Here is a 24,329-nt window from a genome sequence, read left to right on the forward strand (position 1 = left end):
CCAACAGCTATCTGTCAGTCTAATGCAGAGTTTAATAAGCAATTGTCGATGACCAAGGTTTATGCGAGCCGTAAATTTTAATTCGAATTACAGTCTGTCCAGCCCCTACTTTTCTAATAAAATGATTTCCCATTCTCTCAAGTCAGAAGATGCAGCCCGGCAAAACCTGAAATGGATTTATGTCCTCAGGAATCTGATGATGCTCATTGAGTCCTTTCTGATTTTTTTATCGATACACGGTCTTGATTTTCGCCTGCCGGAGCAGAAGCTCTGGCTGGTAATATTAGCGATAGGTTCAGTTAATATCTATACCTCGATGCGCTTGCAGACAGACGAGCCGGTTACCGAGTTTGAGATTTTTTTCCAAATAATGATAGATGTCCTGTCTATCGCGGCATTATTGTATTTGACAGGGGGGGCGTCAAATCCTATTACCTGGGTTTTCCTGTTGCCCGTCATTATTACCACCATCATGCTGCCCCAATCCTATTCCTGGTATATGGTGATTTTAACTACCTCCATATATACTGTTTTAATTGCCTTCAATGTTCCCCTGCCATCTATAGAACCGCATATACCGGATCCGGCGCTGCTGCACTCGGATATGGCGCATTATCAAGTGCTGCAGCAAGCCCATGCCATGAGCGACAAAAGCTATTTCAGCCTGCATTTGTTTGGCATGTGGTTTGGTTTTGTATTTAGTGCCGGATTGGTCGCATTTTTTGTTGCTGAACTGGCCAAGACCCTCAAGAACCAGGAGCGAAATCTGGCCGAAGCCCGGGAAAATTCTTTAAGGGACGAGCGTGTTGTAGCGTTGGGCACCCTGGCTGCCAGCGCTGCCCATGATATGGGAACACCGTTAGGAACTATTGCCATCGTGGCTCACGAACTGGAGCAGGAGTACCCCCTTCATCGTTTTCCCGATTTGCATGAAAAAACACTCATCATGCAGCAACAGATCAATCGATGCAAGGAAGCTCTTTCGGTAATGTCAGCCTCGGCCGGCGAACTGCGCGCGGAGTCAGGCAAAATCACGCTGGTGGCCGATTATATTGATGCGGTACTCAATCAATGGCGCGTTCATCAACCTACGGCAAAACTGAACTTCTTCATCAATCCCTGCGTTGCGACCCAAGCGAAAATCATTGCTGAACGTACACTCACTCACGCCATCATTAATATTTTAAATAACGCCGTGGAAGCGTCACCGGTTGAGCCGGGCATTGAATTTCATGCGTCATGGGATCTGGATTTTATTACCATTAAAATTCGGGATTTCGGCTCAGGGCTTCCGTTGGAAATAGCCGAGTTGGCAGGCAAACAACCGATAGCCAGCAAGAAGCGGGGATTGGGCGTAGGATTATTTTTAACCTATTCCACAATCAATCGCTTAGGCGGTAGAATTACGATCTCAAATGTGGAATCAGGCGGAGCCTGTGTAGCAATCACGCTACCGTTATTAAAGGCAGAAAATAATGATGAGAACTCAGGAATTGGATAAGCCGCGGTTATTGCTGGTTGATGATGATGAAACTTTTTGCCGGGTACTGAAAACCGCCCTGGAAAAAAGAAATTATGAAGTGCTGGTGGCTAATAATGTAAAAGACGGCATCATGCTTGCCGAGCAAAATGTCCCGGAATATGCAGTGATTGATTTGCGCATTGGCCATGAATCCGGGCTGGAACTGGTAAAAAAACTCATCTCTCTGGATGCCAACACGCAGATTGTCATGCTAACCGGCTTTGCCAGTATTGCCACAGCCGTTGAGGCGATAAAGCTGGGAGCCATACATTACTTGACCAAACCTGCCAATGCTGATGAAATCGTTAATGCCTTAAATAAAAATGAAGGCGACCCCTCGGTGCTGATTAGTGAGAACCCCTTATCGGTAAAACGTCTGGAATGGGAGCATTTGCAAAAAGTATTGATGCAGCATGACGGCAATATTTCGGCCGCAGCCAGGGCCCTGAGCATGCATCGGCGCACCTTGCAAAGAAAACTGGATAAAAAACCGGTGAGAGAATAAAGCCGCCAAGCCAATCTGGCGGTTATCTTTGTTTACAAATCAGTCTGCCCGCCAGCCTCATAATTTTCCAGTCTTAAAGGTATCGCACTGCTTCGGATCGCCGGTTTTTATGCCGATGCTGAACCAGCGCATGCGCTGTTCAGAGGAGCCGTGGGTAAAAGATTCGGGCACTACATAGCCGCGCGCCTGTTTTTGCAGGCGATCATCACCCACTCCGCTGGCCGCAGCCAGCGCTTCCTCGATGTCGCCGGGTTCGAGAATTTGCCGGGATTTATCGGCGTGATTCGCCCATACGCCGGCGAAACAATCGGCTTGCAATTCCATGTGCACCTGTAATTGATTGTTTCGCGCCGGATTGCCGCGTTGCCGAGCCTGATAGACTCTGTCCGCAATGCCCAGCAGATTTTGGACATGGTGGCCTACCTCATGAGCGATGACATAGGCCTGGGCGAAGTCGCCGGGCGCGTTATGGCGGGCGGCCAGATCGTTGAAGAAACTCATGTCCAGGTAAAGTTTGTGATCACCCGGACAATAGAAGGGGCCCATCGCCGCTTGGGCGAAGCCGCAGGCCGATTCTACCTGGCCGCTGAAAAGCACCAGTGTGGGCTGTTCATAATGGCCGCCTGATTTTTGAAATATCTCGCCCCAGGTGTCTTCGGTGTCAGCCAGCACGACAGCAATGAATTTTTTAAGCCGCTCTTCTTCCGGGTTTAAAGGCACAGGCTGAGCCTGTTGCTCAGGAGGCGCGAGATTAACGAGCTGATTCAAAACCACGGCTGGATCAACGCCGAGCAACATCGCGATAACGGCCATGACGATTGCTCCCAGTCCGCCGCCGATTATTCCTCTGCCGCCCATGCGCAGGCCGCGCCGATCTTCAATATTACTGCTTTCACGTCCATCTTCACGCATAATGCTTTCTCCTTACCGCTTCAAAATCAGAACGAATACGTCTAATGGAGTTTATTTTACCGCTTCATTAAAGCCTTTTTTGCTGCATTCCAGAATGCGTCCAGCTCAGCCAGATCGCAGTCCCTTAAATCTCGATCTGATGCCCTAGCCTGACGTTCTACATATTGAAATCGTCTGGAAAATTTTTTCGTGCTTTCCTTGAGGGCGATTTCAGGATTAACCTTTAAATGACGGGCCAGGTTAACGACGACCAGCAATAAGTCGCCAATTTCCTCCTTGATATGAGCCTGATCGCCGGATTCCCACGCTTCCCTGACTTCCTCCATCTCTTCCCTGACTTTATCAAAAACCGGCAACACTTCAGACCAGTCAAATCCGTAATTTGCTGCACGGTCCTGTATTTTTTCACATTCCATCAGGGCCGGAAGATTGCCGGCCACCCCGGCTAAAACGCTGTCCTGCTCAACGGTTTTGTTTTTTCTTTGCCGCTCTAGTGCCTTAGCCTGTTCCCATGCCCGATGGCGTTCCTCATCGCTGTTAAAAACCGTATCTGAAAAAACCTGCGGATGCCGGTGTATCAGTTTTTCGCAAATAGCCCCGGAAACTTCTTCGAAATCGAATAGCCCCAGCTCCTCGGCGATGCGGGAATGGAAAACTACCTGTAACAATAGATCGCCCAACTCCGAACGCAAGTCATCCGGATCATTGCGCTCGATAGCGTCCGCCACTTCGTAGGCTTCTTCGATGACATAGGGCATCAGGCTGGTAAAATCCTGCTTGACATCCCAAGCACATCCGGTTTCCGGATGGCGCAGTCTGGCCATGATAGCCAACAGGTTCCGGGTATTTTTCAGCATCAATAACTCATCAGTGCTCGAACTATCAAAACGAGGTTCCAAAGTTTTCGCGGTAGCGTTGTTTGAAACTGTCCAGGTCAAAGGAATGGTTCTGGGTGCCGTTATGTTCTATTTTAATTGCGCCCATTAATGATGCAATCCTGCCGGTAATTTCCCATCCCAGCTCATTCAGCAAGCCATATAAAAGACCGGCTCTATGGGCATCGCCGCAGCCTGTGGGATCAAGCAGCACATAGGGTTTGGCCGGCGGAATAGTAATACATTGTCCCTGCGTATAAATTTTGGAGCCCTTGCCGCCCAGCGTAATAATTAATGCATCTACATGTTCAGCTATTTGTGCTAATGTCAAACCGGTGCGCTCCTGCATTAACTCTGATTCATAATCGTTTAAAGTCACCCAGCTTGCCTGATCCAGAAATTTAATCAGTTCATCGCCGTTAAACATCGGCATGCCCTGGCCCGGATCAAAAATAAAAGGTATGTCCAATTCCTTGAATTGTTCGGCATGCACTTGCATGCCTTCCTTGCCGTCAGGTGATACGATGCCCAGGCTGATGCCTTTGTCTGTAGGCACTGAATTCAGATGCGAGTAATTCATTGCGCCCGGATGAAAGGCGGTAATCTGGTTATCGTCTTCATCCGTGGTAATGTAGGCTTGGCCGGTATAAGTATTATCCAGAATACGAATGAATTCGCTGGACAATCCGTTCTGGCACAGCCATTGCGCGTAGGGCTCAAAATCATGACCTACGGTAGCCATCATTAACGGTTCTTCACCCAGCAATTTCAGATTATAGGCGATATTGCCGGCGCAGCCGCCGAACTCGCGGCGCATTACCGGCACCAGAAATGACACATTCAGGATGTGGACTTTTTCCGGCAAAATATGATTTTTAAATTTGTCATGAAAGACCATGATGGTATCGTAAGCCATGGATCCACATATCAATGCACTCATCGCGTTCCTCTTTAAAGTAAAATCAATGTCCAGGTTATGGCTGCCCAAACCAGTGACATCATGACCGCTGCAGAGCCGATATCTTTGGCCCTGCCGGATAATTCATGATGTTCAAAGCCGACTCTGTCAACGATAGTCTCTATGGCTGAATTTAACAATTCAACCAGCAGGACCAGAATCATAGTGCCGATCAACAGAACTTTTTCAATATTTGTCTTTCCCAGCCAGATAGCCACCGGCGTAGTTACCACAAACAACAATACTTCCTGCCTGAAGGCCTCTTCATGTTCCCAGGCTGCTTTAAAACCGGCTATTGAGAAAATGCAGGCATTGATCAGCCGTTGTAAACCTCTCGCATTCTGATTTGCCATTGTTTGTTACGATCAGTGTTTTCGAAGTGTTTTATACAAAATGGACTGGAAAAGGCGCATTTTCAAGGCGGAAAACCATCCGCCTGGCCTTGCCATTTAATTTAGTGCTCTATCATCTGGGCATAGTCAGGCGCATCCATCAACTGATCCAGATCCGCTACCGCGTCCGCTCTTATGCAAAAAAGCCAGGTGTGATAAGCATCCTTGTTTATTTGCTCCGGCTCATCCACCAGCGCCACATTGACGGCGACAATTTCACCTGCGGCCGGACTGAACAAGTCTGAGGCTGTTTTAACCGACTCTACTACGGCGCATTGTTCTCCGGCCTGAACTTTTCGCCCCAGTTCGGGCAGCTCGATATAAACCAGATCGCCCAACTCTTCCTGAGCAAAATCAGTTATGCCGACACGAACGATATTATCATCTTCCAGTTGCGCCCATTCATGGGTTTTCGTGTATTTTAAATTTTCCGGTAAATCACTCATGTTCATCTCTCAAAAAAACTTTGGGGTTATCCGCTTGATTCTTCACAAAAGGATAACCTGCTATTTTTTAAAAACAACAAAAAATTTATTTAACTTAGCGGTTAACCTTATAATTTATGCCTATTTTCAAACCTGCTTTTCGACAGTATGCTTTTTCCCGCCGATAGTAATGGGCTGCTGATGCCCTGTATTTTTCTATTCAGTCTGCTTCCAGCCTTTGCAACCTTTGCCAATGACGATGAGCAACCGTCAAAAGTACAGGTCAGGGCGGCTCAGCCGGTTATCCATCTGGACGATAAAACGCAGTCGATTTCAGGCATACAGACTGCGACGCTTCAGTCTGTCAACTATCATACCGAATTCACGGCTAATGGAAAGGCTATCAATATACAGCCGTTACTGGCTTTGCATAATCAATATATACTGGCCCTGGCCGAACGCAGAAGCGCCGCGGCAAAGTTCAACCATGCCGAGCAGAACATCAAGCGCCAGCAGAATTTATATCGTCATGGAGTCACTTCAAAGCACAATTTGCAAAGTCAGCAAGCGCAATGGCAAACCGATAAATCCCAACTGGACGCCGTGCGCTTTCAGGGCCAGGCCATTTACAATGAAGTACTGCTTAACTGGGGTAAAAAGCTCGCCGACTGGGTAGTGTCTGCCGATTCGGACAAGCTGAATGATTTTTTATCCGGCCGTCAGGCGCTGCTGCAAATTACCCTGCCGGCCGATAAACATTTAGCGGACGACATTCAAACTATTTACATAGAGCCGTCAGGCGTGCGCAATTCGGCCCAAAAAGCCAGCCTGATTTCGCCCGCTCCGCAAACCGATAATTCCATCCAGGGTGAGAGCTATTTTTTCCGGACTGCGGCTGACGCCCGCATAAGAACAGGCATGCGCATCGCGGCCTGGATACCTGAGCAAAATGAGGAGCGGCCCGGCGTTGTTATTCCCAAATCCGCTTTACTCTGGTATCTGGATCAGGCATTTGTCTATATTAAAACCGGCAGGGAAAAGTTTAGCCGCCGTAGCATCGATCATTTTTCAGCTGCAACTGACGGTTACTTTGTCAGTGAGGAACTCAAGCCCGGCGACCAAGTCGTCATCACAGGAGGGCAAATGCTGCTGTCCGAAGAAATTCGCGGGCAAATTCCTAATGAAGATGATTAAGCGGCTAGCCCTGAATTTGCCATGCCGTTTGCTTTTCATCCCGGTAATTGGTCTGCGATTTCCAGGCTATGCCTGTCTGGACGCTAGTTGGGAACTGCGATCCGGCAGCGTTGCTGATATGGATGACATTATCACGGCGCGAGCCGGTAGACTTTTTGTTACTGTAAATAACTTTAAGCGATCTTTATCCCCTTGATCCTATAGGCTAAGCTGCGACAATATGCCACATTTTTATTTGCAATAAGTGTTGCTATTATTAACCTAACTTTTAGGGTTTTAACAAGCCCGATAGCTGAAAGTTGCGTTATATCCTTCCTAATATTATTTATGGCAGTTTTATAAACTGCCTTTTTTTTGCCTGCTGTAATCCTGTTTTAGTCAAAAGCCACGCCCAGACCTCCTATGCCGCAATATCCCCCCGGTTGTTTGGCCAGGTATTGCTGATGGTAATCTTCAGCATAATAAAATTCGCCTGCCGGCATTATCTCCGTGGTTATTTGGCCAAAGCCCGCCTCAGTGAGCCGCTGCTGGTAGTATTTTTTGGATTCAAGCGCTGTCTGATGTTGTTCTTCAGTATAAGTATAAATTCCGGACCTGTATTGAGTGCCAAGATCGTTGCCTTGCCTCATTCCCTGCGTCGGATTATGCGATGTCCAGAACAGCTCAAGTAATTCATGGTAGGGAGTTAATGCCGGATCGAAAATAACTTTTACAACTTCGCTATGTCCGGTTAAACCGCTGCAGATTTCTTCATAAGTCGGGTTGGGGGTATAGCCGGCGCTATACCCGACCGCCGTGCTGAAAATATTCGGATATTGCCAGAATTTCCGTTCAGCTCCCCAAAAGCATCCCAGGCCAAACACTGCCTGTTCCATGGTTTCAGGAAATGGCGGAAGCATGGGATTACCGTTCACAAAATGCCTGTTTGAAACAGGCATGGGCGTATTTCGGCCCGGTAAGGCATGGGCCGGATCAGGCAAAATCAGTTTTTTTGATGAAAAGATCATGGCAAATATGCTATTTTGTCCATTAAATTCAAGGGCGGTCTGACCCAAGATTACTACGATTATTAATTTTAATAAAGTCTAAATCTTTAACTGGAGAGTGATGATAGAGCAAGATTTTTTACGCCGCTTTTTATTCGAAGAACTGGGCGTGCGCGGGGAATGGGTCAAATTAGGAGCCAGCTGGCAAGCAGCCAAACAACATCAGCACGGGCCGCAAATCGTGCAGCAGCAGTTAGGGCAGGCGCTGGCCGCCGTGGTTATGTTGTCGGCGACGATCAAATTTAAAGGCTCAATTATTCTTCAGGCCCAAGGTTCAGGCGATTTTAAAGCCCTGGTCGCCCAATCGACTCATGACCGGAAAATAAGAGGCCTGGTCAAAAGCAGCGACAATGTGCCAGCCGGATCATTAGCGAAAATGTTCGGGCAGGGACGTCTGGTTTTAACCATCGAATCAGAAAATGCCGACCCATATCAAGGCATAGTTCCGTTGCAGGGAAGTAATTTAGCCGCCGCCCTGCAAACCTATTTTGTCCAGTCCGAGCAGCTTGAAACCCGTTTGTGGCTGTTTTCCAACGACACCCATGCCGCCGGTTTGTTATTGCAGGAATTGCCGGAGCACAAAAGTTATAAAGCTGATTGGGAGCGTATTGAGATATTGGCAGACACCGTCACTGAACAGGAACTGCTGGAGCTGGATTGTGAAAAAATGTTGTACAGGCTGTTTAATGAAGAAAAAGTCAGATTATTCAGCCCCGAACCGGTTGAATTCAAATGCGCCTGTTCCCGGCTAAAAATCGAGCGGACCCTGCGCCTATTGGGAAGGGCGGAAGTGGAAGCTATTCTGCAGGAGCAGGGCATTATTCAAGTAAACTGTGAATTCTGCAATGCACAGTACTGCTTTGATAAAATTGATGTTGAAAGTATCCTGTCTCAGGAGTTCGTGGTTAATGAATCTGCAACCCGGCATTAATAAAAGTTTGAAAACTGAAGCAATTAAACGGGGCCTGCGCCTCATTTTTATAATAGTGCTGGCCGCGTCGTTATCCGGCTGCATTTATTGGTGGCGGGCTTACCAGACCTATTTGCAGATGGATGAATTTGACCGCTATTTCAGCGTTGCGGTAAGCGATGATTTTACCTTGCACTTTAAAAAGCCGATTCTTTACAGCAAGGATTTTGTTTCGCTCTCGAAACTGCAGCCCAGCCTGAATAGCTACACCTCTGAAGGCAGGCACTGGCGGTACTGGTTTCGAAAGATTGACGCCAATAACAAATTAATAAGGCCTGAAGTCAGATTTTATTCCGATCTTGATTTTAACAAAGAAGACCGCATAGCGGCCTGGTCATTTTCATCCTTGTTTTTACAGATCGCTCCGCCCAAGTTTCTAGAGATTTCCCTGCGCTCGCTTGGCGGCGCTGAAATCAATAAGGATAAAATGCAGCTGCGGGCCGATACCAGCTTGATAGACAAAATTTCTGCGGACTTGCCGAAAAAGTCAGACGTTCTGGCGCAATTGGGAGCGCCTTTGGAAATCCGGGATGAAAAGGAACAGGAGGTGTATATTTATCATTTTCTTCTGGAAACACCCAGTATAGAAGAAGGCTATGAAGACCGCGCATTGAGCGAGGTTAAACTCACGTTTGATAAATCGACCCAGGAATTGATTAAAATGGCAGGCCGTTTTGCAGGGCTTAAAGTCTCAATCAATTATCGAAAATTTCTTGAAGAACCCCCAACCGAGTCCTAAGCGGCATCAATACCTCAGTTTTGCTTTAGGGCATGTAAGACCGCGGAGATTAATTGTGAACAGTCAGATTAAAAAACATCAAGCCTGTTATACCGTAGCGGATTATATGAGCTGGCCGGACGACGAGCGCCTGGAATTAATTGCAGGACAGATCTTTGACATGAGCCCTGCACCTTCTATTAAGCACCAAAATATTACAGGAGAGTTTTACAGCCAGCTAAAACAAAAATTAAAAGGCAAATCCTGTGTTCCTTTCATCGCACCGGTGGATGTGGTGTTATCGGCTAACGACGTCGTGCAGCCGGATGTGCTGGTTGTATGCAATCCTGACAAAATCACTGAAAAAAATATTCAGGGCGCTCCCGATTTGATTGTCGAAGTTTTGTCGCCGCGCACTGCGCTCAAAGACCTGCGCGAAAAGAAATTGTTATACGAACGATCCGGGGTGCAAGAGTACGTAATAATCGATCCGCTGGAAGAATACGTGCAGCGCTGCTGGCTGCAAAATGACGGCCATTATGGCGCCAGCGAGATTTTCGGTTCGCCTGAAGCACTGGCCTTACAAAGCTTGCCGGAAGTTGAACTGCCGTTATGGGAAATATTTGGCCTGGAGCCGCCGGAGCCCGCTATCATCTGGTCTGGATAAAATCCGAACGGGTAGGCAGCGTTTTTCTGCCTACCATATTGATGATCCATGCTTTTGGTATTTTAAACGGTGCAAAAACACCACCCTGCATGACTCGCAGCCTGCATTGCCAGAAACAATGGCAAATGCATATAATTATGTGCATAATATGACTCGTGGAATTTACTTGCAACCCCATCAAAAACGAAACCAATATCCGTGATCGGGGCTTGCCGTTACTGGTTGCCCGCCTGCTGTTCAATAGCCATCTGCTGGTGCGTGAAGATACCCGCAAGGTGTATCCGGAGCGGCGTTTTATCGGATATAACACCATAGATGGGCGTTTGGATGGGGGTGGTGTTTTGCGCGCCGGCTGATGACCGTATTCACATTATTTCTTTTAGAAAGGCGAACCAACGTGAGCAGAAAAAATTTAAAAACCAAACCCTTTGAAATCGATTGGACTGCGGTGGATGCCGCGTCTTTAGCGGATGTGCCGGATGAGGATAGCCCAGAATTGACCGCAACAGAGTTTGCCGAGTTGCGGCCAGTGTCCGAAATGTTGCCGGGATTGGGTCTGGGTAAACAGCGCATCACCATTATGCTGGATGAAGCGGTGGTGCAGGCATACAAGGCCAAAGCGGGCGGTCGGGGGTACCAGACACTCATCAATGATACTTTGCGCCGGGCATTGGAGGCAGATAGCGTGAAAGAAGCGTTGCGGGAGGTGATACGGGAAGAGCTACACCGGGCTTGATGATATTCAATGAAGAATGGGTTAGCCCGGGATTTTGTGGATAAGCCAGTCTAAATGTACAAAATTGCACTGCAACCCATTAATGTTGTATAGGAGGGCAACGCTAAGCTGCCTATCATATTGATGAGCCCGGCGTTTGGTATTGTAAACGGCGGGAAAATAAGCTTGACCACCTACATGGCTGCTTTTACAGCTATCGCTTCAAATCCCGGTAGAAGTTTTCATGACTGCCCAGCAACAGCAACAGAAGAGTTTTGGGATCGTATTCATAAGCCAACAACGTTGGCTGACCGTTACACTTGAACTTATGCACAAACACCCCAGCCAAGTCACCTTTCTTGGCCTCGCCAATTGTCGGATCTCGCACAATGTCGGCCACGGCATCATCCACATCGGCTTTCTGGCTCGGATGCAAGCGTTTGTACGCCCGTTTAAACATCGCGCTTTGCTGAACCTGGAGAGAACCACCCATCAGCTACGCTTTCCTTCAGGCACAAACGGTGTAGCAAGCGTTGGCCCTTCCGCGCGCGCAATCAACAAGTCGCGCACAAAATCAATGGGAAGATCGGGATTGTCCAAGGCAGTTCTCCCCACCAGAGCCCAAAATTCTATTTGACCGGCTATGGTGCGCCTCTCGGCCTGCGCTTGCGCTCGTGCTTGTTCGTACAAGGCGTCATCTATGCGTACTGGTATTCCCATGGCTTCACTCCGAAATTATCTGCTACAAAAGTAGTTTCATGATAGATGGAACGTAACCGAAACGCAAGGACACCCGGATATCTCCACCCAGCTTTTAAAAGTAAATCCGTTCGTCCTGAGCTCTTAGGCTCTCCCCATGAAAGCCTTGTCAAAGCATGATCGGATGTACTTAATTGTAAACGGCGGGCAAAAAGGCCTGCCCAGCCGCCTGGCTAAAGCGAAACCGCCTTTGGGGTTATTTGCCCAGAGGTATTAAATCCCCGCATACATCGTCAAAATTCAGCGGGTAGGGTGGGCAAACAGCTTTATCGTTTGCCCACCTTTTGCCGGTGAAAGGTGGGCAGTAAAAGTGGTGGGCAGCTTAGCGCTGCCCGCTCTACTTGGCATCAAAAGAGATGCCGCGTTTTTTACCGATTGCTGCATTCAAAGTACTTGCAAAAAGTTCTTTTAACTTCTATCAAGCATTCTTCGTTGAGTGAACCGTATTTTTTGACCGGATTGTTTTTAGAAATCACAAAAGCTTTACGAACCATAACTTTTGATTCAACAGGTAAACCACCCTCCGACAAATTTTTGTTGGTAATGATAATTTCATCACTTTGAAGCTTTAAGGTTTTACTGCTTACCGGAAGCCCGACAAAATCATTAAACGGCAGATTATCCTTAAATACTAAAACAGGTCTATTCTTGCTTGTCTGAAGATCACTGAAATAGAATTTACACAACAAAATATCGCCAATGTTTATATCCATATCTGATCTTCATTTTCGTCTTTCCAGTCTTCAATGATTGCTGCGCTGTGGCTGGAGAAAGCTTGAATTTCGGCTTCTTCATTATTAACTGCACTTTTTTTTATCGGAAAAACTAATATCTCAACTTCCTGCTCAAGATAATCTTTAGGTATTCTGATGGTTAAAAATTCAGAATGTGGCACTGTTATTTCTCTTAACATTTTTAAATATTCCTTCTGCGTTAAAAATTACTTGTTGCGTGGGCTGCCCAGCCAAGAATCAGCAAATCTGATTGTATTTCAGTATAACAAAGATAATAGCCGGTTTTTTTCTATTCAATAATGCGCGAGAACAACTTGCTGGAGTGTTTGCTGCATTCATTTTAGATACTGCACTTCTGCCCTTACTGAGAAATTTTAAATATCAGAGCATGAAAAAAGCTTAAGATTCCCCGCTCCATTCGGAATGACAAAAACTGAATAGTTAAGCCTTTTGTTAAAGGGGTGGAGGAGCTATGGGGGATGGTTGTATCAATTGCTTAATAAAAGTGGCGGGCAGAAAAGCGCTGCCCACCCTGCCTGGCGGTAAATATATCCTTGTAGGCTGGATCTCCACACGAGATGACGAGTGTGTGTTGCAAACAGGTTACGGATGGGGGCCTTACGTATTATTTGTAGACTTAGCGGGCAAAACATCACGTAAACTTCCAGAAACATATTTATGAATAATACTGGAAACCAGGGCTTGATAAGGGATGCCTTCCTCAAGCGCTCTTCGTTGAATAGTGGACAAATCGCGACTTGATAGTTTGATATTGATTCTTTTGTCTTTTTTAAAGGTTGCTGCGGCGGACTTTGCAATAAACTTCTTTCTTTCAGCCGTTAAGCTCGACTCAAACTGACCCGTTTCAAACGCTTCCAAAAGTGCTTGTTCATCCTCATCTAATTTAAATTTTTTCATAAATTACCTCCAAAATATTGCTTGGTCGCCTTTCTGGCAGGAATAACTGTTTTCAGAAAATCTCATCTTCTGTTTCAACATAGGGAACCAAATAGACATAATCATCAATAGCGGCCACAAAAACACGCTGATGGGCATACCTTTCATCATTCGGGTGGGAAATGTCATCCAATAACCCGCCGCTTTGTAAACAGAACACAACATCCTCAAAAGAGATGCCGCGTTCTTTTATAAGCTTATAATTTTTATCGGAATTCCAATTAAAAGGCTTCATAATTTGAATAATAACATGGGTATGCCTTGGGGCGCCGTATGATTTTTAAACTTTTGGGGGGATTTGCATCTTGGATTTTTCATAGCAAGGTGGGCAATACTTTTTTGCCCCACATTGATAAATCCATACCTTTGGTTGTTATAAAGGAGGGCCGAAAAGTAGGGTGGGCAAACAGCTTTATCGTTTGCCCACCATTTGCCGGTGAAAATGGTGGGCAGCTTAGCGCTGCCACCCTACCTGGTTAGCTAGCAGCCGCTAGTCTCTCTTTTCAAAGTAATATCGAGCATTGGTGCAGGGGAAGGCGCAGTGGAATAAGTGTATGTATAAGTTGCCGACTCACTCGTTGTGCCATCATTCGCGTAGACAACCGCCGCATTTGGATTACCATCAGATTCAGGACATACATGATTATTTTTACTGTTGGTACTTATGCTTCCAAAGATAATTTTATTAGTTTTACCGGATACATCAAGAAGGCAATCAAAATTGCCATCAACGGATGAGCCATTTGCTGTTCTATTACAGACAGTACTTGAAATTGGAGTTGGAGTTGCACCACTATAAATTTCCACAGTGACTGTTATATCGTTCGGGTTTTTGCCTGTATCTGTTGGGCCTCTACCAGACACAGCAATTGAGCCGGTTAAGTGTGTACCAGTTGGCGGAGGTGAGCCTCCAGTAATTGCCAGTGTAATATCGTCTGCTATGGACTGGCTTTTGTCTTCGGGATCAAGGGTGATTGTATCTGTTAACCCTGTATTGCTTTTTTCTATGGTAGCCTTAATATTGGGCGTACCCGCTGCAATCGTAGTCACCACTCCTCGACTATGTGTATTGTTATCCTGTACAGGCTCGCTGGTCACTAATGCCTGAGAACTGTCCGAACTCCCCCATGTAGCCAATTTAGTGACGTTGACTTCATAAAACGGAATTAGCTGAAGAACCGTATCTGGATGACTCACAGCCTGATCTTTTATGGTCTTAACCATGTTTGAATCCATAAAATCTATATAAATTGCACGGGCCGACATGGTTCTGTCATTGGCATTACTGCTATCATTGACTCCTGCCTGAAGCGCTATGTCATGGGGTTCATTTGTGAATGTTGTTTCCGTGCTGATCGTGCCGGCATTACTGCTACCGTCAGGAATGCTTGACACATAATCTTTAACAAACTGGCTTATAAAAGTTTGATAGTTTGCCAGGCCACTACTATTCAGCAAGAAAGATGACGGCATAACTTTAAGTTTTTCTATGCGCCAATCCTGCAGAACGCGCCAATTGCCATCTATACGTTTCATACGGCAGGCTTCGAGATAAGTCTCCCCAGCACTACTTGCCAGGACCAAATTGCCTGAATTATTAAGAGCATAATGATTATGATCTCCATTGCTGTAATAAATGGGTAAGCGGAAAGGATCATACAATACCGCACCAGTTGGGCCGTCACTATCATGATGGTCTCGACAGCAATCCGTACAAAGCTCCGATTGCTGACCACTTTGACCAGTACTGATACGTGAACCGATAATTTTCCCGTCTACTTTTTCACCCGTGACATAAGCAAGATGACTTTCTCCATTGTTAGTCTCAATGGTTTGTCTGCTGGGCGCCCGGCCGGCGGTTCCCGAAGACACAGAGCCAGCAGTACCTAATGTGCATTCGCAATTCAGAGTCAAAAACTCTTCTTCGCGTACCAGTTCATTGCCGCCACCTGGCTTGTATGTATCAACTGTAAATTTGGTTTCTACAAATTGGTCATTTTGACTCACCTCGGGAAGTGGTTTGCTGGTCTCCTTGCTTTGCCCATTTCCAACGGAAACAGGCACAACATCCGGCAGCAACCCCGGATTATGAATTCTTACCGGTTTTTCTCCGCTGCCACCGGGTGTGTATCCTACTAATGTACTGGAAGCATCTGAGGGATTCTTGTTAATAACATGAGTCAAGGCTACTGTGTTATTGTTGGTATCAGGATCATTCCATGAAACTGTTACGGTAATCGCTTTTTGATCAACGCTGCATGGACTACCGCATGGGGTTAAAACACCTGCGTTGTAATAGTAATCTGTTGAAGTCCAGGTTCTCGCATAGGTGAATGCTGTGCCACTAGACGGTATAGAATTATCTGTGACGCCATCCGGTCTTGGATTATCTGTGCCAGCGGCAATGGCGGAAAAATCAGTGGCGCGAAGTTCATCCAATTTTGCTTGAGCCATACTGACTGCCGTGGCGCGGGCATTGGCATTGCTGCCGCTCTGAAAAAAAGTTCCTTGTAATTTAACGACCGCACCAATGCCAACCGCAAATACCAGGGCAGCTACCAGCACTTCGATTAGCCCCACGCCCCGTTGTTTTTTGCTTTGACTGTTCATGATAGCTTCGCCTTTTGAAGATAGATGTGTAAATTAGAAATCGCGCCAGCTGCCTGGTATAGAGGCAACTTGCCGATAGTTTTCATCGGAGTTGTTTTGGATGTTGGCAAATATGTCTGGATCCCAAACGACAGCAAACGTGCCCGTACCCCCACTAATACCGGTATCAGTAATCAATGAGCCTCTGATTACCGTACCGCCGCCGAGAGCAGGCCCCTGAACATCACCATCTGTCGCTGGAGTATCATCAAATACGAACACAATGCCATTGATAGTCGCATTACCGCCGGTTTGTAGTTGATGATTCTGAACCACAAGAATAACGGGATTCGCAACGCTGCCGATGACCCCTCCATTAATTTGGCAATCTCCCGTAATCCAGATAAGGCCTTTAGAGCTTGAATTTAAACTATTGCAGTCTGAATAAACCTGGGAAGGGTCTAGATTTTCTGCCGCTGATTTAATAGATTGCCACTCGGTATAAGGCACACCAAAGACAAAATCAAATAAATCTGGGGGGAAATGCCCTGGAGTGGGATCAGTTGTATAATGATCGCTTGCGACAATATCAACGCCTTGATAAGTACCATTGGTTATTTGGGCGTGCAAAGGATCACTGGTAGGATTGGGGCATTGTCCGCCGGAAAAGCCTTGAATTTGGCAGGTAGAAATGGAGCTGGAAGTATTAACCGTATCATGCGTCCATATTGAAACCGCACAGCCGCTATCTGAGGTGCCATCCGGACACGAAGCGTTGGGATTAGGCACAACATGCATGTTGCCGGTTACCGCCATGCTGCCGCCTGCAATAACCGGTGTATCAGGGACATTACCCCCGGTGATATGCCGAAAAACTACCTGTTCACTAACCGATGCCGAACCTGTTCTGTCTATCGATTCACCTGCTGAAGTAAAAGTATACACAGTTACACCGCCCACGGCGGGGGGGATTGCAATCGTCGCTGTAAATCGTGCCTCACTGGCACTGGCAACTCCGCCAACCAGATTATTTTTACTCAGAAATGGATATGGAATGGCGTTTGGGATGCCGTTTTTATCAGGGTCGTATATATAATTTCCGTCGGCTCCAACGCTAATATTTTCAGAAAATTGCTGAACTGCGTATTCCAAACCGCCATCAGCGGCGGCAAAAGCCTCTTTATAGCGGTATTCATTAGCGGACATCCGCTGATCAAATATGCCCACTTTGGCCGCAAAGATGACCATTAAAGTAATGATTGTTAATACGACGAGACTTACGACTAAAGTTGCCATTCCTTTTTGATGGATGCGAGGTGCACCTTGGAAAATCCGCTTTACTGTATCGTGTTTAGTATTCATCATTTCGAATCTCCACTATCTCGCTAATAGTTCGGGTAACGGAATTGTCACGAACCAGCTGTCCTCTCAAGGTTATGGTTATTTGGTGGGTAGTAATGCCAGCGGAGGTCGTAGGGCTATCTTTAACGATGAAGGCGTTTATTTGTACCAGATTTTCGTCGGTTATATTGTCCCAGTTTGTAGCCCCGGCGCAGTTTTCACCGCTTTCCCTGCTTTCAATGGCTCCGCCGTTTAAGCGAAAGCCGAAGCGTTCGCTATTGCCGTCATCTACGCCATCGTTGTCCGCATCGTAGGTATAAGTGACGCAGGTTGCGTTGTTAATAGGAGGGGTGAGGATGTCGAATTTCATATCCTGAAACGGATTATTACCAGCCATTACTGCTGCAGCCGCCGCGCCGTTATATCCGGAGCGGCGTAGATCCCGTGTAATCAGACTCATCGCAGACCTCAGCTCCTGGTTGAGCCGTATGGATTTTAAATTGTCATTATCAGATTTGATCATGGTAACGAACATGCCGAGGACAGCAGCGAGGACGATGAGCCCTATTACCATAGAAATCAAAAGTTCGATTAATGTAAAGCCTCGTTGTTTATATTTCATTGCTTTTAAATTGGCGGTTATATTCATGGGCAGGCCCCACTGTCGTTATAGCTAGGGATTGTCGAAGTAGTGTCTTTACATATCCGGATTCTGCCAATCGTAGTAGTGGTAACGCCAAGGGTTTTGTTATTGCCGGCAGAAAATCTAATGGTGCCTTGTGTTCCTGTGCCGCGCAAAGGGCTAAAGGCCCGCGAATTTGATGTATTGAAATTGACAGTGATGCCTGTAAAATCAGCGCTTTGCACAACGCTTCCTGATGCACAATCATTGGCTACAGTGCAATCACAAGTCGCAGCGCCAGCCGGCGTCATGCCATAACACCAAGTGTTAAGATCAGTGCCTGTTGTTGCCGGCGTAAAAACAATGCCCATATTATTGTTGGTTTTAATTGCCTCGGCTTTGGCATTTTGCAAAGCTGCCACCAATCCTTCCGCTGCACCCTCCACGCGCTGTTGTTTCATGAGTTCGCTGAATGATGGCACTGCCATTGCTGCTAATATGCCGATTATGGCAATCACTATCATGACCTCAACCAAAGTAACGCCGGAGCTCGTTTGTTTGTTCATATCTCTCCACCTTTTATGTATGAGTTAACTATAGATTAATATTGTTTTCTTACCCGGAAGCTAATCTACAATTCGTCTATTGAAGGAGAGGTTAATCGAATGGCCTTCCCTAGCGCCGGTTATGCTAAGCTTGGATGAACCAAATAACTTTACAGGGGTGAAACGATGTGCAGATTCAAACGGCCTGCGGGTTTTACATTAATTGAACTGATGATTGTGGTGGCCATCATTGGCATTCTTGCGTCCATTGCTTATCCGGCCTATCAGGAATATGTAACGCGAGCCAAACGTGCGGATGGCAAAGCGGGATTGTTAAACTTACAACTGGCGCAAGAGAAATACAGGGCGAACTGTCCTCAATATGCTGATGGCATTCATGCCACAACGTTCACTTGTGTTGCAGGCGGCGCGCACAATCTGGTCGGCAGCACTGATTCGCCGGACGGGAAATATACGCTTGCTATAACTGCTGGTTCTGCAACGTCTTACACAATTACCGCCACGCCTACTTTCACTGACGCCAAATGCAATGTACTTGGCATCAATCAGGCAGGAACCCAAACTGTGACCGGTACTGATTCTGTCGCAAATTGTTGGCAAAAATAATTCATTCTGAGAGCGAAGCAGCCCAGGTTGGGCAGGCTTTTTTGCCTGCCATTTACTAATTCAATGCTGGAACCGTTTCAAATAAACAACCAATCTTGCCTTTTATTTTTTGCTTCCCTTTACCACAGCAAAATGTGTTACGTTATTCCTAATTTGGAAAGACGACATGAAGGGGCTTAAAACGATGGGACGATACGATCAGACCAGGGATAAAAAACCTGCCGGAATAATTGTAGTTATGGCAACTATTTTTATCATCCTTGCCGGCGGCGGCTGGCTTTATTTTAATAAACTGAAGCAGGAAGAAGCCGCCGTGCCTGAAACGAAAGCTCTAACTATCCCGCCTGATTCAGGCGAAACGGATGCAGATGTATCGGCGCCGGAACCTGCTCCGGAAGAAATCCCGTACGATACTGAAGCCTGGAGGGAGGGCGCCACGATGCAGGAACAGCGGTTTGTTTTGCCGGATCTTCTTGGCAGCGACAGGCCGTTTCGCGAGGCAATAAACAGCGTTTCTCCAGGACTTTCGCCGTGGCTGAATACCGACCAGTTAATCAGAAAGTATATGTTGATCGCGAATGATTTTTCCCAGGGAGCGTGGCTTGAAAGGCACATGCGCTTTCTTAAACAGGCCCAGCCGTTTAAAGTCGAGCTGATCGATGGCGTCATGTTTATGTCCGATAAAGGTTATCAGCGTTATGACAAACTGGCCGCGGCGATAGATGCGATCGATGTACGAGCCGCCATGTCGGTATATAAAAAATTTCGGCCGTTAATGCTGCAGGTTTTTGATGAGTTTAGCTATCCCGCCGAGCACCAGCTGGAAGATATTTTCTCAAAAGCTGCCGCGGAAATTCTGGCGGCGCCCATTATTGAAGAGCCGATTGCCTTGGTAAGGCCGTCGGTGCGCTATAAATTTGCCGATAAAAAGCTTGAAGCCTTAAGCCCGGTAAGCAAACAGATGATACGCATGGGTCCTGAAAATACCCGCATTATTCAAAATAAGGTACGGCTGCTGGTTGAAGAGCTGGCTAGCATGAAAGAGTAGGGCGTTTGTGCGTTGAAGCTGATTTAAGCTTGTGTGTCCATCTAAGCTCGTCTGGGAATAGGATTAGCAAGATGCTTCATCTGCTTGCAGAAACCGTCATACCCGCAGGGAGTGCCGGAACGACGCAATTCTGCGGAAGTTAAGTATTGGGTGAAAAATTAAGGTAGCCTGAGGTAAATCAATGCCAAGGTAATGCCAGGGTGATGTTCCTTAGGCGAATTCGCAGGATATTCACTGTTTCGATTGTGGCTGAAGCTTGTAAATAAAAAGGTAAACATATGACTGACAATAGCCGGCCGCCGCTACCGCCGTTCACTTATGAAACAGCCGTTCAAAAAGTGCGCGCGGCCGAGAACGCCTGGAATTCACGTAATCCCGAAAAAATAGCATTAGCCTATACCCTGGACAGCAAATGGCGTAATCGCGCTGAATTTCTTTCAGGCCGCGGCGAAATCGTGAAATTTCTGCAGCGAAAATGGGCAAGAGAGCTGGATTATCGTCTTATTAAGGAACTGTGGACTTTTAATGACGCGCGTATTGCCGTGCGCTTCGCCTATGAGTGGCATGATGACGCCGGCAACTGGTTTCGCTCTTACGGCAATGAAAATTGGGAATTTGATGAGGACGGGCTGATGAAGTTGCGCCTGGCCAGTATCAACGATCTGCCCATCAACGCTTCAGAGCGCAGGTATCACTGGCGGCTCGGCCCCCGCCCAGAAGATCATCCGGGATTGTCCGAGCTTGATTTGTGATTTTTAAACTGTGCTTTTTTCTTCCATCATTCCGGCGGTGAACAACCGAGGTTACATGGATGTGAGTGTCCGCCTGAGTATCAATAAATTCGCATAGCCGCTTATAATTCAATAATTCCCTATTTCCATGCATTTCAATGTTCATTCTGCACAGCTCCAATAAAACTGAAAATCTGGTTGCTCATCTGATAGCTGTCATTGAAAGCTCGCCGCCGGCATCGCCTTTTGAAAAGGAAGTTTTTTTAATTCAGAGTCAGGGCATGGAGCGCTGGCTATCGCAGCGGCTGGCCAGCCATTTTAATGTTTGGGGCAATTACGAGTTCCTGTTCCCCGCCAGGTTTTTCAGTTCTCTGGCGCAAAAAATTGGTCTGTCGGCTGAGGATGGGGCGTTTGAGCGCAGTCAGCTGCTTTGGCGCTTTGAAGCAGTATTGCGCAGATGTCTGGATGGCGCTGAGTTTTTGCCGTTAACGCAATACCTTACAGCTGAAAATATTGCCTTGAAACGCTATCAGCTGGCGCAACAGCTGGCGCAGATTTTTGATCAGTACCAGATAATGCGCCCTGATATGCTGGCGGAATGGCAAAGCGGCCGTGTCCTGTCTGATACAGAAACCGAACACTGGCAACAGGCGCTATGGCGGCTGGTAACTGCGCAAATCGGCTCTAAGCATCGAGGCGCGGTATGGCTGGACGTTATCGCTGCGCTAAATCTTGCAGAGGAAGGCTCATTTAACTTGCAATTGCCGGAAAGAGTTTTTATTTTCGGGCTTAATACCATGCCGCCGCTATTTTTAAGCTGCTTGCAGGCGCTGGCAAAACATTGCCAGGTGCATCTTTTTTTGCTTAATCCGGCCCGGACTTTCTGGGCTGATCTTGAGACCAGGCGGCAACAGGCGCGTGCGGAAAACTTTTCAGGTCATCCGCTATTGTCGACTTTGGGCCAGCAAGGACGCGAATTTCAGGAAATGCTGCTGGAGCTGGCGCAGTTTGATTTTGAACCGGAAAGTTTTGAAACGACCGAAGCCGGCAATAATCTTCACCATTTGCAAAACGATATTTTAAACAATCGCCCGGCTGGACGGACTCTGTGCAAGGATAACTCTATCAGCATTCACGCTTGTCATTCCAGAATGCGCGAGGTCGAAGTCTTGAAAAATCTGTTGTTGCAGTCTCTGGAAAATGACCCCGATCTGGAACTGCGCGATATGGTGGTTATGGCGCCCGATATACAAGTCTATGAACCTTTTATAGCCGCCATTTTCAACGACATTCAACATGCGATTGCCGATCGCAGCTTGCATTTGAACAATAGTGCGCTGGATGCTTTAATCCGCTTTCTGAATTTAAGTCAAAGCCGCTTTGGCTGGCAAAGCGTGCTGGATTTACTTGAGCAGCCGGCGGTTTATTCCGGCTTTGGCTTGTCCGAGGCCGATCTGGAATTAATCAGGCACTGGGTGCGTGATACCCATGTGCGCTGGGGCAAATCGGCAATACACAAGCAGGAACTGGGGCTGCCCGGCTTTAATGAAAACACCTGGCAGGCGATGCTGGATAGATTGCTGATGGGTTATGCCGTGGGCAGTGATGAGGATTTTGTTGATGCTGTGCTTCCGTACCGCGATATTGAAGGCTCATCCGCTCTGGCTCTGGGCGGCTTGCATGACTTTCTGCAACTGGTGTTCAAAGCCGGCATGGAGTTAAAACAGGCGAAGACCCTGAAAGCCTGGAGCGGGCAGCTCTATTATTATGCCGACCAGTTGCTGGCTGATGCAGACCCAGGCGACCGCCGGCAAATCAACGAGTTATTGGCCGTATTATCCGACGAGCTGGCTGTTGTACATAATGATGAAGTCGAGTTGCAGGTAATTGTCAGCTGGCTGCAGGGAGCGGTTGAGGAACATAAATCATCTCTCGGCTTTTTACGCGGCCAATTGACTTTTTGCTCGATGCTGCCGATGCGCTCGATTCCGTTTAAAGTTATCGCTCTGCTGGGGATGAATGACGGCGAATTCCCTAACGCGACCACAAACCCGACATTTGATTTGCTGGCTAAAAACTTCCGCCAAGGCGACCGTTCACGCAGAGCGGATGATCGTTATCAGTTTCTGGAAATTCTGTTATCGGCCAGACAACAGCTGATCATGACTTATATCGGACAGTCGAATGCCACCAATGCTGTTATTCCCCCGTCTGTCGTTATTAGTGAGCTGCTGGAAGTCTTGCAAGACGGTTATCAACTTGCCGATCTTATTACCCGGCACCCCTTGCAGCCTTTCAGTCCGCGTTATTTTAACGGCAATTCAGATTTATTCAGTTTTTCCGAGGCCGACTGCGAAACAGCAAGGGCATTATCTGCGCCCAAACCGCAGACAGCCATGTGGTGGCAGGGCGCCCTAAACACGGCGTCTGAAGAGATTATTGACCTGAACGAACTATTCAGCTTTTTCCGGCATCCGCAGCGCTATTTTATGCGGCGCCGGATGGAGTTGCGATTTAATGGCATCGAGGCGGACGCCGAGGAGCGGGAGCCGTTTAATATAGACAGGCTCGACAGCTACTCAATAGGCCAGGAATGGGTGCGCGAGAGTTTAAGCGGCAGAGCGCTATCGATTAAAAAACTCCAGGCGCAGGGAAGATGGCTGCCAAGCATATTGGGCGAACTGGAATTTGAGGGGCATCAAAAAGCGCTTAATGAATTTGTTGGAATTATAAAAGCTAAAGATATGGGTGAGCCGTTGCCCGATTTGCCTGTTGATTTAGATATGGATGACTGTCGTCTGGTAGGCAAGTTGGGCAATCGTTATAAAAACGGCAGTTTTTTTTATCGCTATGCCGATCTTAAAGGCAAGGATTTTATTTGTGCTGTGCTGCATCACATGATTATTAATCGGCTTCAGGAGCAATCCACTTTTTTGCTCAGCATTGACAAGGATTTGATCTTATTGCCGAAACATTGCCAATTGACTCCTTTAATTGAGTTTATAAAAATATACCGGCTAGGCCAGCAACAGCCGGATGCTTTTTTTGTGGAGCCGGCTTTAGCTTATGTCAAGCAGGCCTATAAATTAAAGTCCGGCTCAAGAGCAACTGTTTCAGCGCTTGATGCCGCCAGAGAATATCTGGCTAAAGCCCTTGAGCGGCCTTATGAGCTGGAGCTCAGACGGCTTTATCATGATGTAACGGATATGGGGCTGGTGCTGGGCGAATCTTTTGAGCAGCACTGTGAGTCCTTACTGCTGCCGATCTGGGAAACCACGCATGAGCAGCATTAAGGCGAGGCCGCGTTTCGTTTAGCTATATAAAGGCTTCAGTTCATTTTCCGGCAAATTGAAATTTCTTTGCCTATTTATCCATGATTTGGAAAGAACACAAGCTTCCGTAGAGGTTTAAAGTAAGGCATGTACAGATAGGCCTGTTTCTCAGCCTTGTTCTAAATAACATCGATAACGCTCTGAT

General features: G+C 47.0%; 29 protein-coding genes. 13 read left to right on the forward strand and 16 right to left on the reverse strand.

Annotated elements, in window-relative coordinates:
- Window positions 1–121 precede the first annotated feature (121 nt).
- Both HUX64_RS18385 and HUX64_RS18390 read left to right on the forward strand, forming a co-directional pair.
- Window positions 122–1,501, forward strand: a complete 1,380-nt coding sequence (locus HUX64_RS18385; protein ID WP_174627642.1) for an ATP-binding protein — start codon at window positions 122–124, stop codon at window positions 1,499–1,501.
- The gene (locus HUX64_RS18390; RefSeq protein WP_174627687.1) at window positions 1,479–2,027 is read left to right on the forward strand and encodes a response regulator transcription factor; all 549 of its coding nucleotides are present in this window, start codon (window positions 1,479–1,481) and stop codon (window positions 2,025–2,027) included. Before HUX64_RS18385 ends, HUX64_RS18390 begins: the two co-directional genes overlap by 23 nt.
- 57 nt (window positions 2,028–2,084) lie before the next feature.
- On the opposite strand, the gene ypfJ is transcribed toward HUX64_RS18390, so the two are convergent.
- The 5 genes from ypfJ to gcvH form a co-directional block, all read right to left on the reverse strand.
- Window positions 2,085–2,939: a KPN_02809 family neutral zinc metallopeptidase gene (gene ypfJ / locus HUX64_RS18395; protein WP_174627643.1), complete on the reverse strand. Its 855-nt coding sequence runs from the start codon at window positions 2,937–2,939 to the stop codon at window positions 2,085–2,087.
- Window positions 2,940–2,995: 56 nt separating this feature from the next.
- A complete protein-coding gene (gene mazG / locus HUX64_RS18400; protein WP_174627644.1) occupies window positions 2,996–3,796 on the reverse strand; it encodes a nucleoside triphosphate pyrophosphohydrolase in 801 nt (266 codons plus the stop codon).
- Between the two features lie 25 nt (window positions 3,797–3,821).
- Window positions 3,822–4,754, reverse strand: coding sequence for a carbohydrate kinase family protein (locus tag HUX64_RS18405; protein WP_174627645.1), 933 nt, complete (start codon window positions 4,752–4,754; stop codon window positions 3,822–3,824).
- Window positions 4,755–4,765: 11 nt separating this feature from the next.
- Window positions 4,766–5,125 (reverse strand): diacylglycerol kinase, encoded by a 360-nt coding sequence (locus tag HUX64_RS18410; RefSeq protein WP_174627646.1) that lies wholly within the window; start codon window positions 5,123–5,125, stop codon window positions 4,766–4,768.
- Window positions 5,126–5,226: 101 nt separating this feature from the next.
- Window positions 5,227–5,610, reverse strand: a complete 384-nt coding sequence (gene gcvH, locus HUX64_RS18415; protein ID WP_174627647.1) for a glycine cleavage system protein GcvH — start codon at window positions 5,608–5,610, stop codon at window positions 5,227–5,229.
- A 180-nt stretch (window positions 5,611–5,790) separates the two neighbouring features.
- On the opposite strand from gcvH, the gene HUX64_RS18420 reads away from it, so the two are divergent.
- Entirely contained in the window at window positions 5,791–6,783 is a 993-nt protein-coding gene (locus tag HUX64_RS18420; RefSeq protein ID WP_246247131.1) for an efflux RND transporter periplasmic adaptor subunit, read from the forward strand.
- A gap of 374 nt (window positions 6,784–7,157) precedes the next feature.
- On the opposite strand, the gene msrA is transcribed toward HUX64_RS18420, so the two are convergent.
- Window positions 7,158–7,790 (reverse strand): peptide-methionine (S)-S-oxide reductase MsrA, encoded by a 633-nt coding sequence (gene msrA / locus HUX64_RS18425; protein ID WP_174627648.1) that lies wholly within the window; start codon window positions 7,788–7,790, stop codon window positions 7,158–7,160.
- 100 nt (window positions 7,791–7,890) lie between these two features.
- Between msrA and hslO the strand changes: the two genes are divergently transcribed.
- From hslO to HUX64_RS18450, 5 genes are all read left to right on the forward strand, one after another.
- Window positions 7,891–8,760 (forward strand): Hsp33 family molecular chaperone HslO, encoded by an 870-nt coding sequence (gene hslO / locus HUX64_RS18430; RefSeq protein WP_174627649.1) that lies wholly within the window; start codon window positions 7,891–7,893, stop codon window positions 8,758–8,760.
- A complete protein-coding gene (locus HUX64_RS18435; protein ID WP_174627650.1) occupies window positions 8,738–9,538 on the forward strand; it encodes a hypothetical protein in 801 nt (266 codons plus the stop codon). The genes hslO and HUX64_RS18435 overlap by 23 nt, the downstream gene beginning before the upstream one ends.
- Before the next feature lie 55 nt (window positions 9,539–9,593).
- Window positions 9,594–10,184: a Uma2 family endonuclease gene (locus HUX64_RS18440; RefSeq protein WP_246247132.1), complete on the forward strand. Its 591-nt coding sequence runs from the start codon at window positions 9,594–9,596 to the stop codon at window positions 10,182–10,184.
- Window positions 10,185–10,339: 155 nt separating this feature from the next.
- Window positions 10,340–10,540, forward strand: coding sequence for a BrnT family toxin (locus HUX64_RS18445; RefSeq protein WP_174627651.1), 201 nt, complete (start codon window positions 10,340–10,342; stop codon window positions 10,538–10,540).
- A gap of 41 nt (window positions 10,541–10,581) precedes the next feature.
- Window positions 10,582–10,920 carry a BrnA antitoxin family protein gene (locus HUX64_RS18450; RefSeq protein WP_217426614.1) on the forward strand — a complete coding sequence of 113 codons (339 nt, stop codon included), beginning with the start codon at window positions 10,582–10,584 and terminating at the stop codon, window positions 10,918–10,920.
- Between the two features lie 193 nt (window positions 10,921–11,113).
- Here the strand turns inward: HUX64_RS18450 and HUX64_RS18455 are convergent, their stop codons facing one another.
- The 6 genes from HUX64_RS18455 to HUX64_RS18480 all read right to left on the reverse strand — a co-directional run bounded on the left by HUX64_RS18455 (window position 11,114) and on the right by HUX64_RS18480 (window position 13,584).
- Window positions 11,114–11,392: a type II toxin-antitoxin system RelE/ParE family toxin gene (locus HUX64_RS18455; RefSeq protein ID WP_174627653.1), complete on the reverse strand. Its 279-nt coding sequence runs from the start codon at window positions 11,390–11,392 to the stop codon at window positions 11,114–11,116.
- Entirely contained in the window at window positions 11,392–11,619 is a 228-nt protein-coding gene (locus HUX64_RS18460; RefSeq protein ID WP_174627654.1) for a ParD-like family protein, read from the reverse strand. Before HUX64_RS18460 ends, HUX64_RS18455 begins: the two co-directional genes overlap by 1 nt.
- Before the next feature lie 407 nt (window positions 11,620–12,026).
- The gene (locus HUX64_RS18465; protein WP_174627655.1) at window positions 12,027–12,371 is read right to left on the reverse strand and encodes a type II toxin-antitoxin system PemK/MazF family toxin; all 345 of its coding nucleotides are present in this window, start codon (window positions 12,369–12,371) and stop codon (window positions 12,027–12,029) included.
- On the reverse strand, window positions 12,362–12,571 hold the full coding sequence (locus HUX64_RS18470) for a hypothetical protein (RefSeq protein ID WP_174627656.1): 210 nt from the start codon (window positions 12,569–12,571) through the stop codon (window positions 12,362–12,364). The genes HUX64_RS18465 and HUX64_RS18470 overlap by 10 nt, the downstream gene beginning before the upstream one ends.
- Before the next feature lie 439 nt (window positions 12,572–13,010).
- Complete coding sequence (locus HUX64_RS18475; protein WP_174627657.1) at window positions 13,011–13,310, reverse strand: hypothetical protein; 300 nt, start codon at window positions 13,308–13,310, stop codon at window positions 13,011–13,013.
- Window positions 13,311–13,362: 52 nt separating this feature from the next.
- On the reverse strand, window positions 13,363–13,584 hold the full coding sequence (locus HUX64_RS18480) for a BrnT family toxin (RefSeq protein WP_246247133.1): 222 nt from the start codon (window positions 13,582–13,584) through the stop codon (window positions 13,363–13,365).
- Between the two features lie 38 nt (window positions 13,585–13,622).
- Here HUX64_RS18480 and HUX64_RS18485 point away from each other — a divergent pair, with 38 nt between their 5' ends.
- Complete coding sequence (locus HUX64_RS18485) at window positions 13,623–13,829, forward strand: hypothetical protein (protein WP_174627658.1); 207 nt, start codon at window positions 13,623–13,625, stop codon at window positions 13,827–13,829.
- On the opposite strand, the gene HUX64_RS18490 is transcribed toward HUX64_RS18485, so the two are convergent.
- From HUX64_RS18490 to HUX64_RS19445, 4 genes are read right to left on the reverse strand one after another with little or no spacing between them, the layout of a single operon-like run.
- Window positions 13,830–15,959: a prepilin-type N-terminal cleavage/methylation domain-containing protein gene (locus HUX64_RS18490; protein ID WP_174627659.1), complete on the reverse strand. Its 2,130-nt coding sequence runs from the start codon at window positions 15,957–15,959 to the stop codon at window positions 13,830–13,832.
- A 33-nt stretch (window positions 15,960–15,992) separates the two neighbouring features.
- The gene (locus HUX64_RS18495; RefSeq protein ID WP_174627660.1) at window positions 15,993–17,303 is read right to left on the reverse strand and encodes a pilus assembly PilX family protein; all 1,311 of its coding nucleotides are present in this window, start codon (window positions 17,301–17,303) and stop codon (window positions 15,993–15,995) included.
- Window positions 17,290–17,928 (reverse strand): prepilin-type N-terminal cleavage/methylation domain-containing protein, encoded by a 639-nt coding sequence (locus tag HUX64_RS18500; RefSeq protein ID WP_217426615.1) that lies wholly within the window; start codon window positions 17,926–17,928, stop codon window positions 17,290–17,292. The genes HUX64_RS18495 and HUX64_RS18500 overlap by 14 nt, the downstream gene beginning before the upstream one ends.
- Entirely contained in the window at window positions 17,925–18,467 is a 543-nt protein-coding gene (locus HUX64_RS19445) for a GspH/FimT family pseudopilin (protein WP_217426616.1), read from the reverse strand. Before HUX64_RS19445 ends, HUX64_RS18500 begins: the two co-directional genes overlap by 4 nt.
- Before the next feature lie 165 nt (window positions 18,468–18,632).
- Here HUX64_RS19445 and HUX64_RS18510 point away from each other — a divergent pair, with 165 nt between their 5' ends.
- The 4 genes from HUX64_RS18510 (at window position 18,633) to recC (ending at window position 24,145) form a co-directional block, all read left to right on the forward strand.
- On the forward strand, window positions 18,633–19,073 hold the full coding sequence (locus tag HUX64_RS18510) for a type IV pilin protein (protein ID WP_174627662.1): 441 nt from the start codon (window positions 18,633–18,635) through the stop codon (window positions 19,071–19,073).
- A 166-nt stretch (window positions 19,074–19,239) separates the two neighbouring features.
- A complete protein-coding gene (locus tag HUX64_RS18515) occupies window positions 19,240–20,121 on the forward strand; it encodes a DUF3014 domain-containing protein (protein WP_246247134.1) in 882 nt (293 codons plus the stop codon).
- Window positions 20,122–20,399: 278 nt separating this feature from the next.
- Window positions 20,400–20,873, forward strand: a complete 474-nt coding sequence (locus HUX64_RS18520; protein WP_174627663.1) for a nuclear transport factor 2 family protein — start codon at window positions 20,400–20,402, stop codon at window positions 20,871–20,873.
- A gap of 137 nt (window positions 20,874–21,010) precedes the next feature.
- Window positions 21,011–24,145 carry an exodeoxyribonuclease V subunit gamma gene (gene recC / locus HUX64_RS18525; protein WP_174627664.1) on the forward strand — a complete coding sequence of 1,045 codons (3,135 nt, stop codon included), beginning with the start codon at window positions 21,011–21,013 and terminating at the stop codon, window positions 24,143–24,145.
- Window positions 24,146–24,329: the final 184 nt, after the last annotated feature.

The organism is Candidatus Methylobacter favarea, from assembly GCF_902806695.1.
GTDB classification, from domain to species: Bacteria; Pseudomonadota; Gammaproteobacteria; order Methylococcales; family Methylomonadaceae; genus Methylobacter_B; species Methylobacter_B favarea.

What these genes read in the sequence shown, in the direction of transcription:
- HUX64_RS18385 (WP_174627642.1), top strand. Translation starts at nt 122, where the DNA reads ATGATTTCCCATTCTCTCAAGTCAGAAGATGCAGCCCGGCAAAACCTG.
- HUX64_RS18390 (WP_174627687.1), top strand. Translation starts at nt 1,479, where the DNA reads ATGAGAACTCAGGAATTGGATAAGCCGCGGTTATTGCTGGTTGATGAT.
- ypfJ (WP_174627643.1), bottom strand. Translation starts at nt 2,939, where the DNA reads ATGCGTGAAGATGGACGTGAAAGCAGTAATATTGAAGATCGGCGCGGC.
- mazG (WP_174627644.1), bottom strand. Translation starts at nt 3,796, where the DNA reads ATGCTGAAAAATACCCGGAACCTGTTGGCTATCATGGCCAGACTGCGC.
- HUX64_RS18405 (WP_174627645.1), bottom strand. Translation starts at nt 4,754, where the DNA reads ATGAGTGCATTGATATGTGGATCCATGGCTTACGATACCATCATGGTC.
- HUX64_RS18410 (WP_174627646.1), bottom strand. Translation starts at nt 5,125, where the DNA reads ATGGCAAATCAGAATGCGAGAGGTTTACAACGGCTGATCAATGCCTGC.
- gcvH (WP_174627647.1), bottom strand. Translation starts at nt 5,610, where the DNA reads ATGAGTGATTTACCGGAAAATTTAAAATACACGAAAACCCATGAATGG.
- HUX64_RS18420 (WP_246247131.1), top strand. Translation starts at nt 5,791, where the DNA reads ATGCCCTGTATTTTTCTATTCAGTCTGCTTCCAGCCTTTGCAACCTTT.
- msrA (WP_174627648.1), bottom strand. Translation starts at nt 7,790, where the DNA reads ATGATCTTTTCATCAAAAAAACTGATTTTGCCTGATCCGGCCCATGCC.
- hslO (WP_174627649.1), top strand. Translation starts at nt 7,891, where the DNA reads ATGATAGAGCAAGATTTTTTACGCCGCTTTTTATTCGAAGAACTGGGC.
- HUX64_RS18435 (WP_174627650.1), top strand. Translation starts at nt 8,738, where the DNA reads ATGAATCTGCAACCCGGCATTAATAAAAGTTTGAAAACTGAAGCAATT.
- HUX64_RS18455 (WP_174627653.1), bottom strand. Translation starts at nt 11,392, where the DNA reads ATGGGTGGTTCTCTCCAGGTTCAGCAAAGCGCGATGTTTAAACGGGCG.
- HUX64_RS18460 (WP_174627654.1), bottom strand. Translation starts at nt 11,619, where the DNA reads ATGGGAATACCAGTACGCATAGATGACGCCTTGTACGAACAAGCACGA.
- HUX64_RS18465 (WP_174627655.1), bottom strand. Translation starts at nt 12,371, where the DNA reads ATGGATATAAACATTGGCGATATTTTGTTGTGTAAATTCTATTTCAGT.
- HUX64_RS18470 (WP_174627656.1), bottom strand. Translation starts at nt 12,571, where the DNA reads ATGTTAAGAGAAATAACAGTGCCACATTCTGAATTTTTAACCATCAGA.
- HUX64_RS18475 (WP_174627657.1), bottom strand. Translation starts at nt 13,310, where the DNA reads ATGAAAAAATTTAAATTAGATGAGGATGAACAAGCACTTTTGGAAGCG.
- HUX64_RS18480 (WP_246247133.1), bottom strand. Translation starts at nt 13,584, where the DNA reads ATGAAGCCTTTTAATTGGAATTCCGATAAAAATTATAAGCTTATAAAA.
- HUX64_RS18485 (WP_174627658.1), top strand. Translation starts at nt 13,623, where the DNA reads ATGATTTTTAAACTTTTGGGGGGATTTGCATCTTGGATTTTTCATAGC.
- HUX64_RS18490 (WP_174627659.1), bottom strand. Translation starts at nt 15,959, where the DNA reads ATGAACAGTCAAAGCAAAAAACAACGGGGCGTGGGGCTAATCGAAGTG.
- HUX64_RS18495 (WP_174627660.1), bottom strand. Translation starts at nt 17,303, where the DNA reads ATGATGAATACTAAACACGATACAGTAAAGCGGATTTTCCAAGGTGCA.
- HUX64_RS18500 (WP_217426615.1), bottom strand. Translation starts at nt 17,928, where the DNA reads ATGAATATAACCGCCAATTTAAAAGCAATGAAATATAAACAACGAGGC.
- HUX64_RS19445 (WP_217426616.1), bottom strand. Translation starts at nt 18,467, where the DNA reads ATGAACAAACAAACGAGCTCCGGCGTTACTTTGGTTGAGGTCATGATA.
- HUX64_RS18510 (WP_174627662.1), top strand. Translation starts at nt 18,633, where the DNA reads ATGTGCAGATTCAAACGGCCTGCGGGTTTTACATTAATTGAACTGATG.
- HUX64_RS18515 (WP_246247134.1), top strand. Translation starts at nt 19,240, where the DNA reads ATGAAGGGGCTTAAAACGATGGGACGATACGATCAGACCAGGGATAAA.
- HUX64_RS18520 (WP_174627663.1), top strand. Translation starts at nt 20,400, where the DNA reads ATGACTGACAATAGCCGGCCGCCGCTACCGCCGTTCACTTATGAAACA.
- recC (WP_174627664.1), top strand. Translation starts at nt 21,011, where the DNA reads ATGTTCATTCTGCACAGCTCCAATAAAACTGAAAATCTGGTTGCTCAT.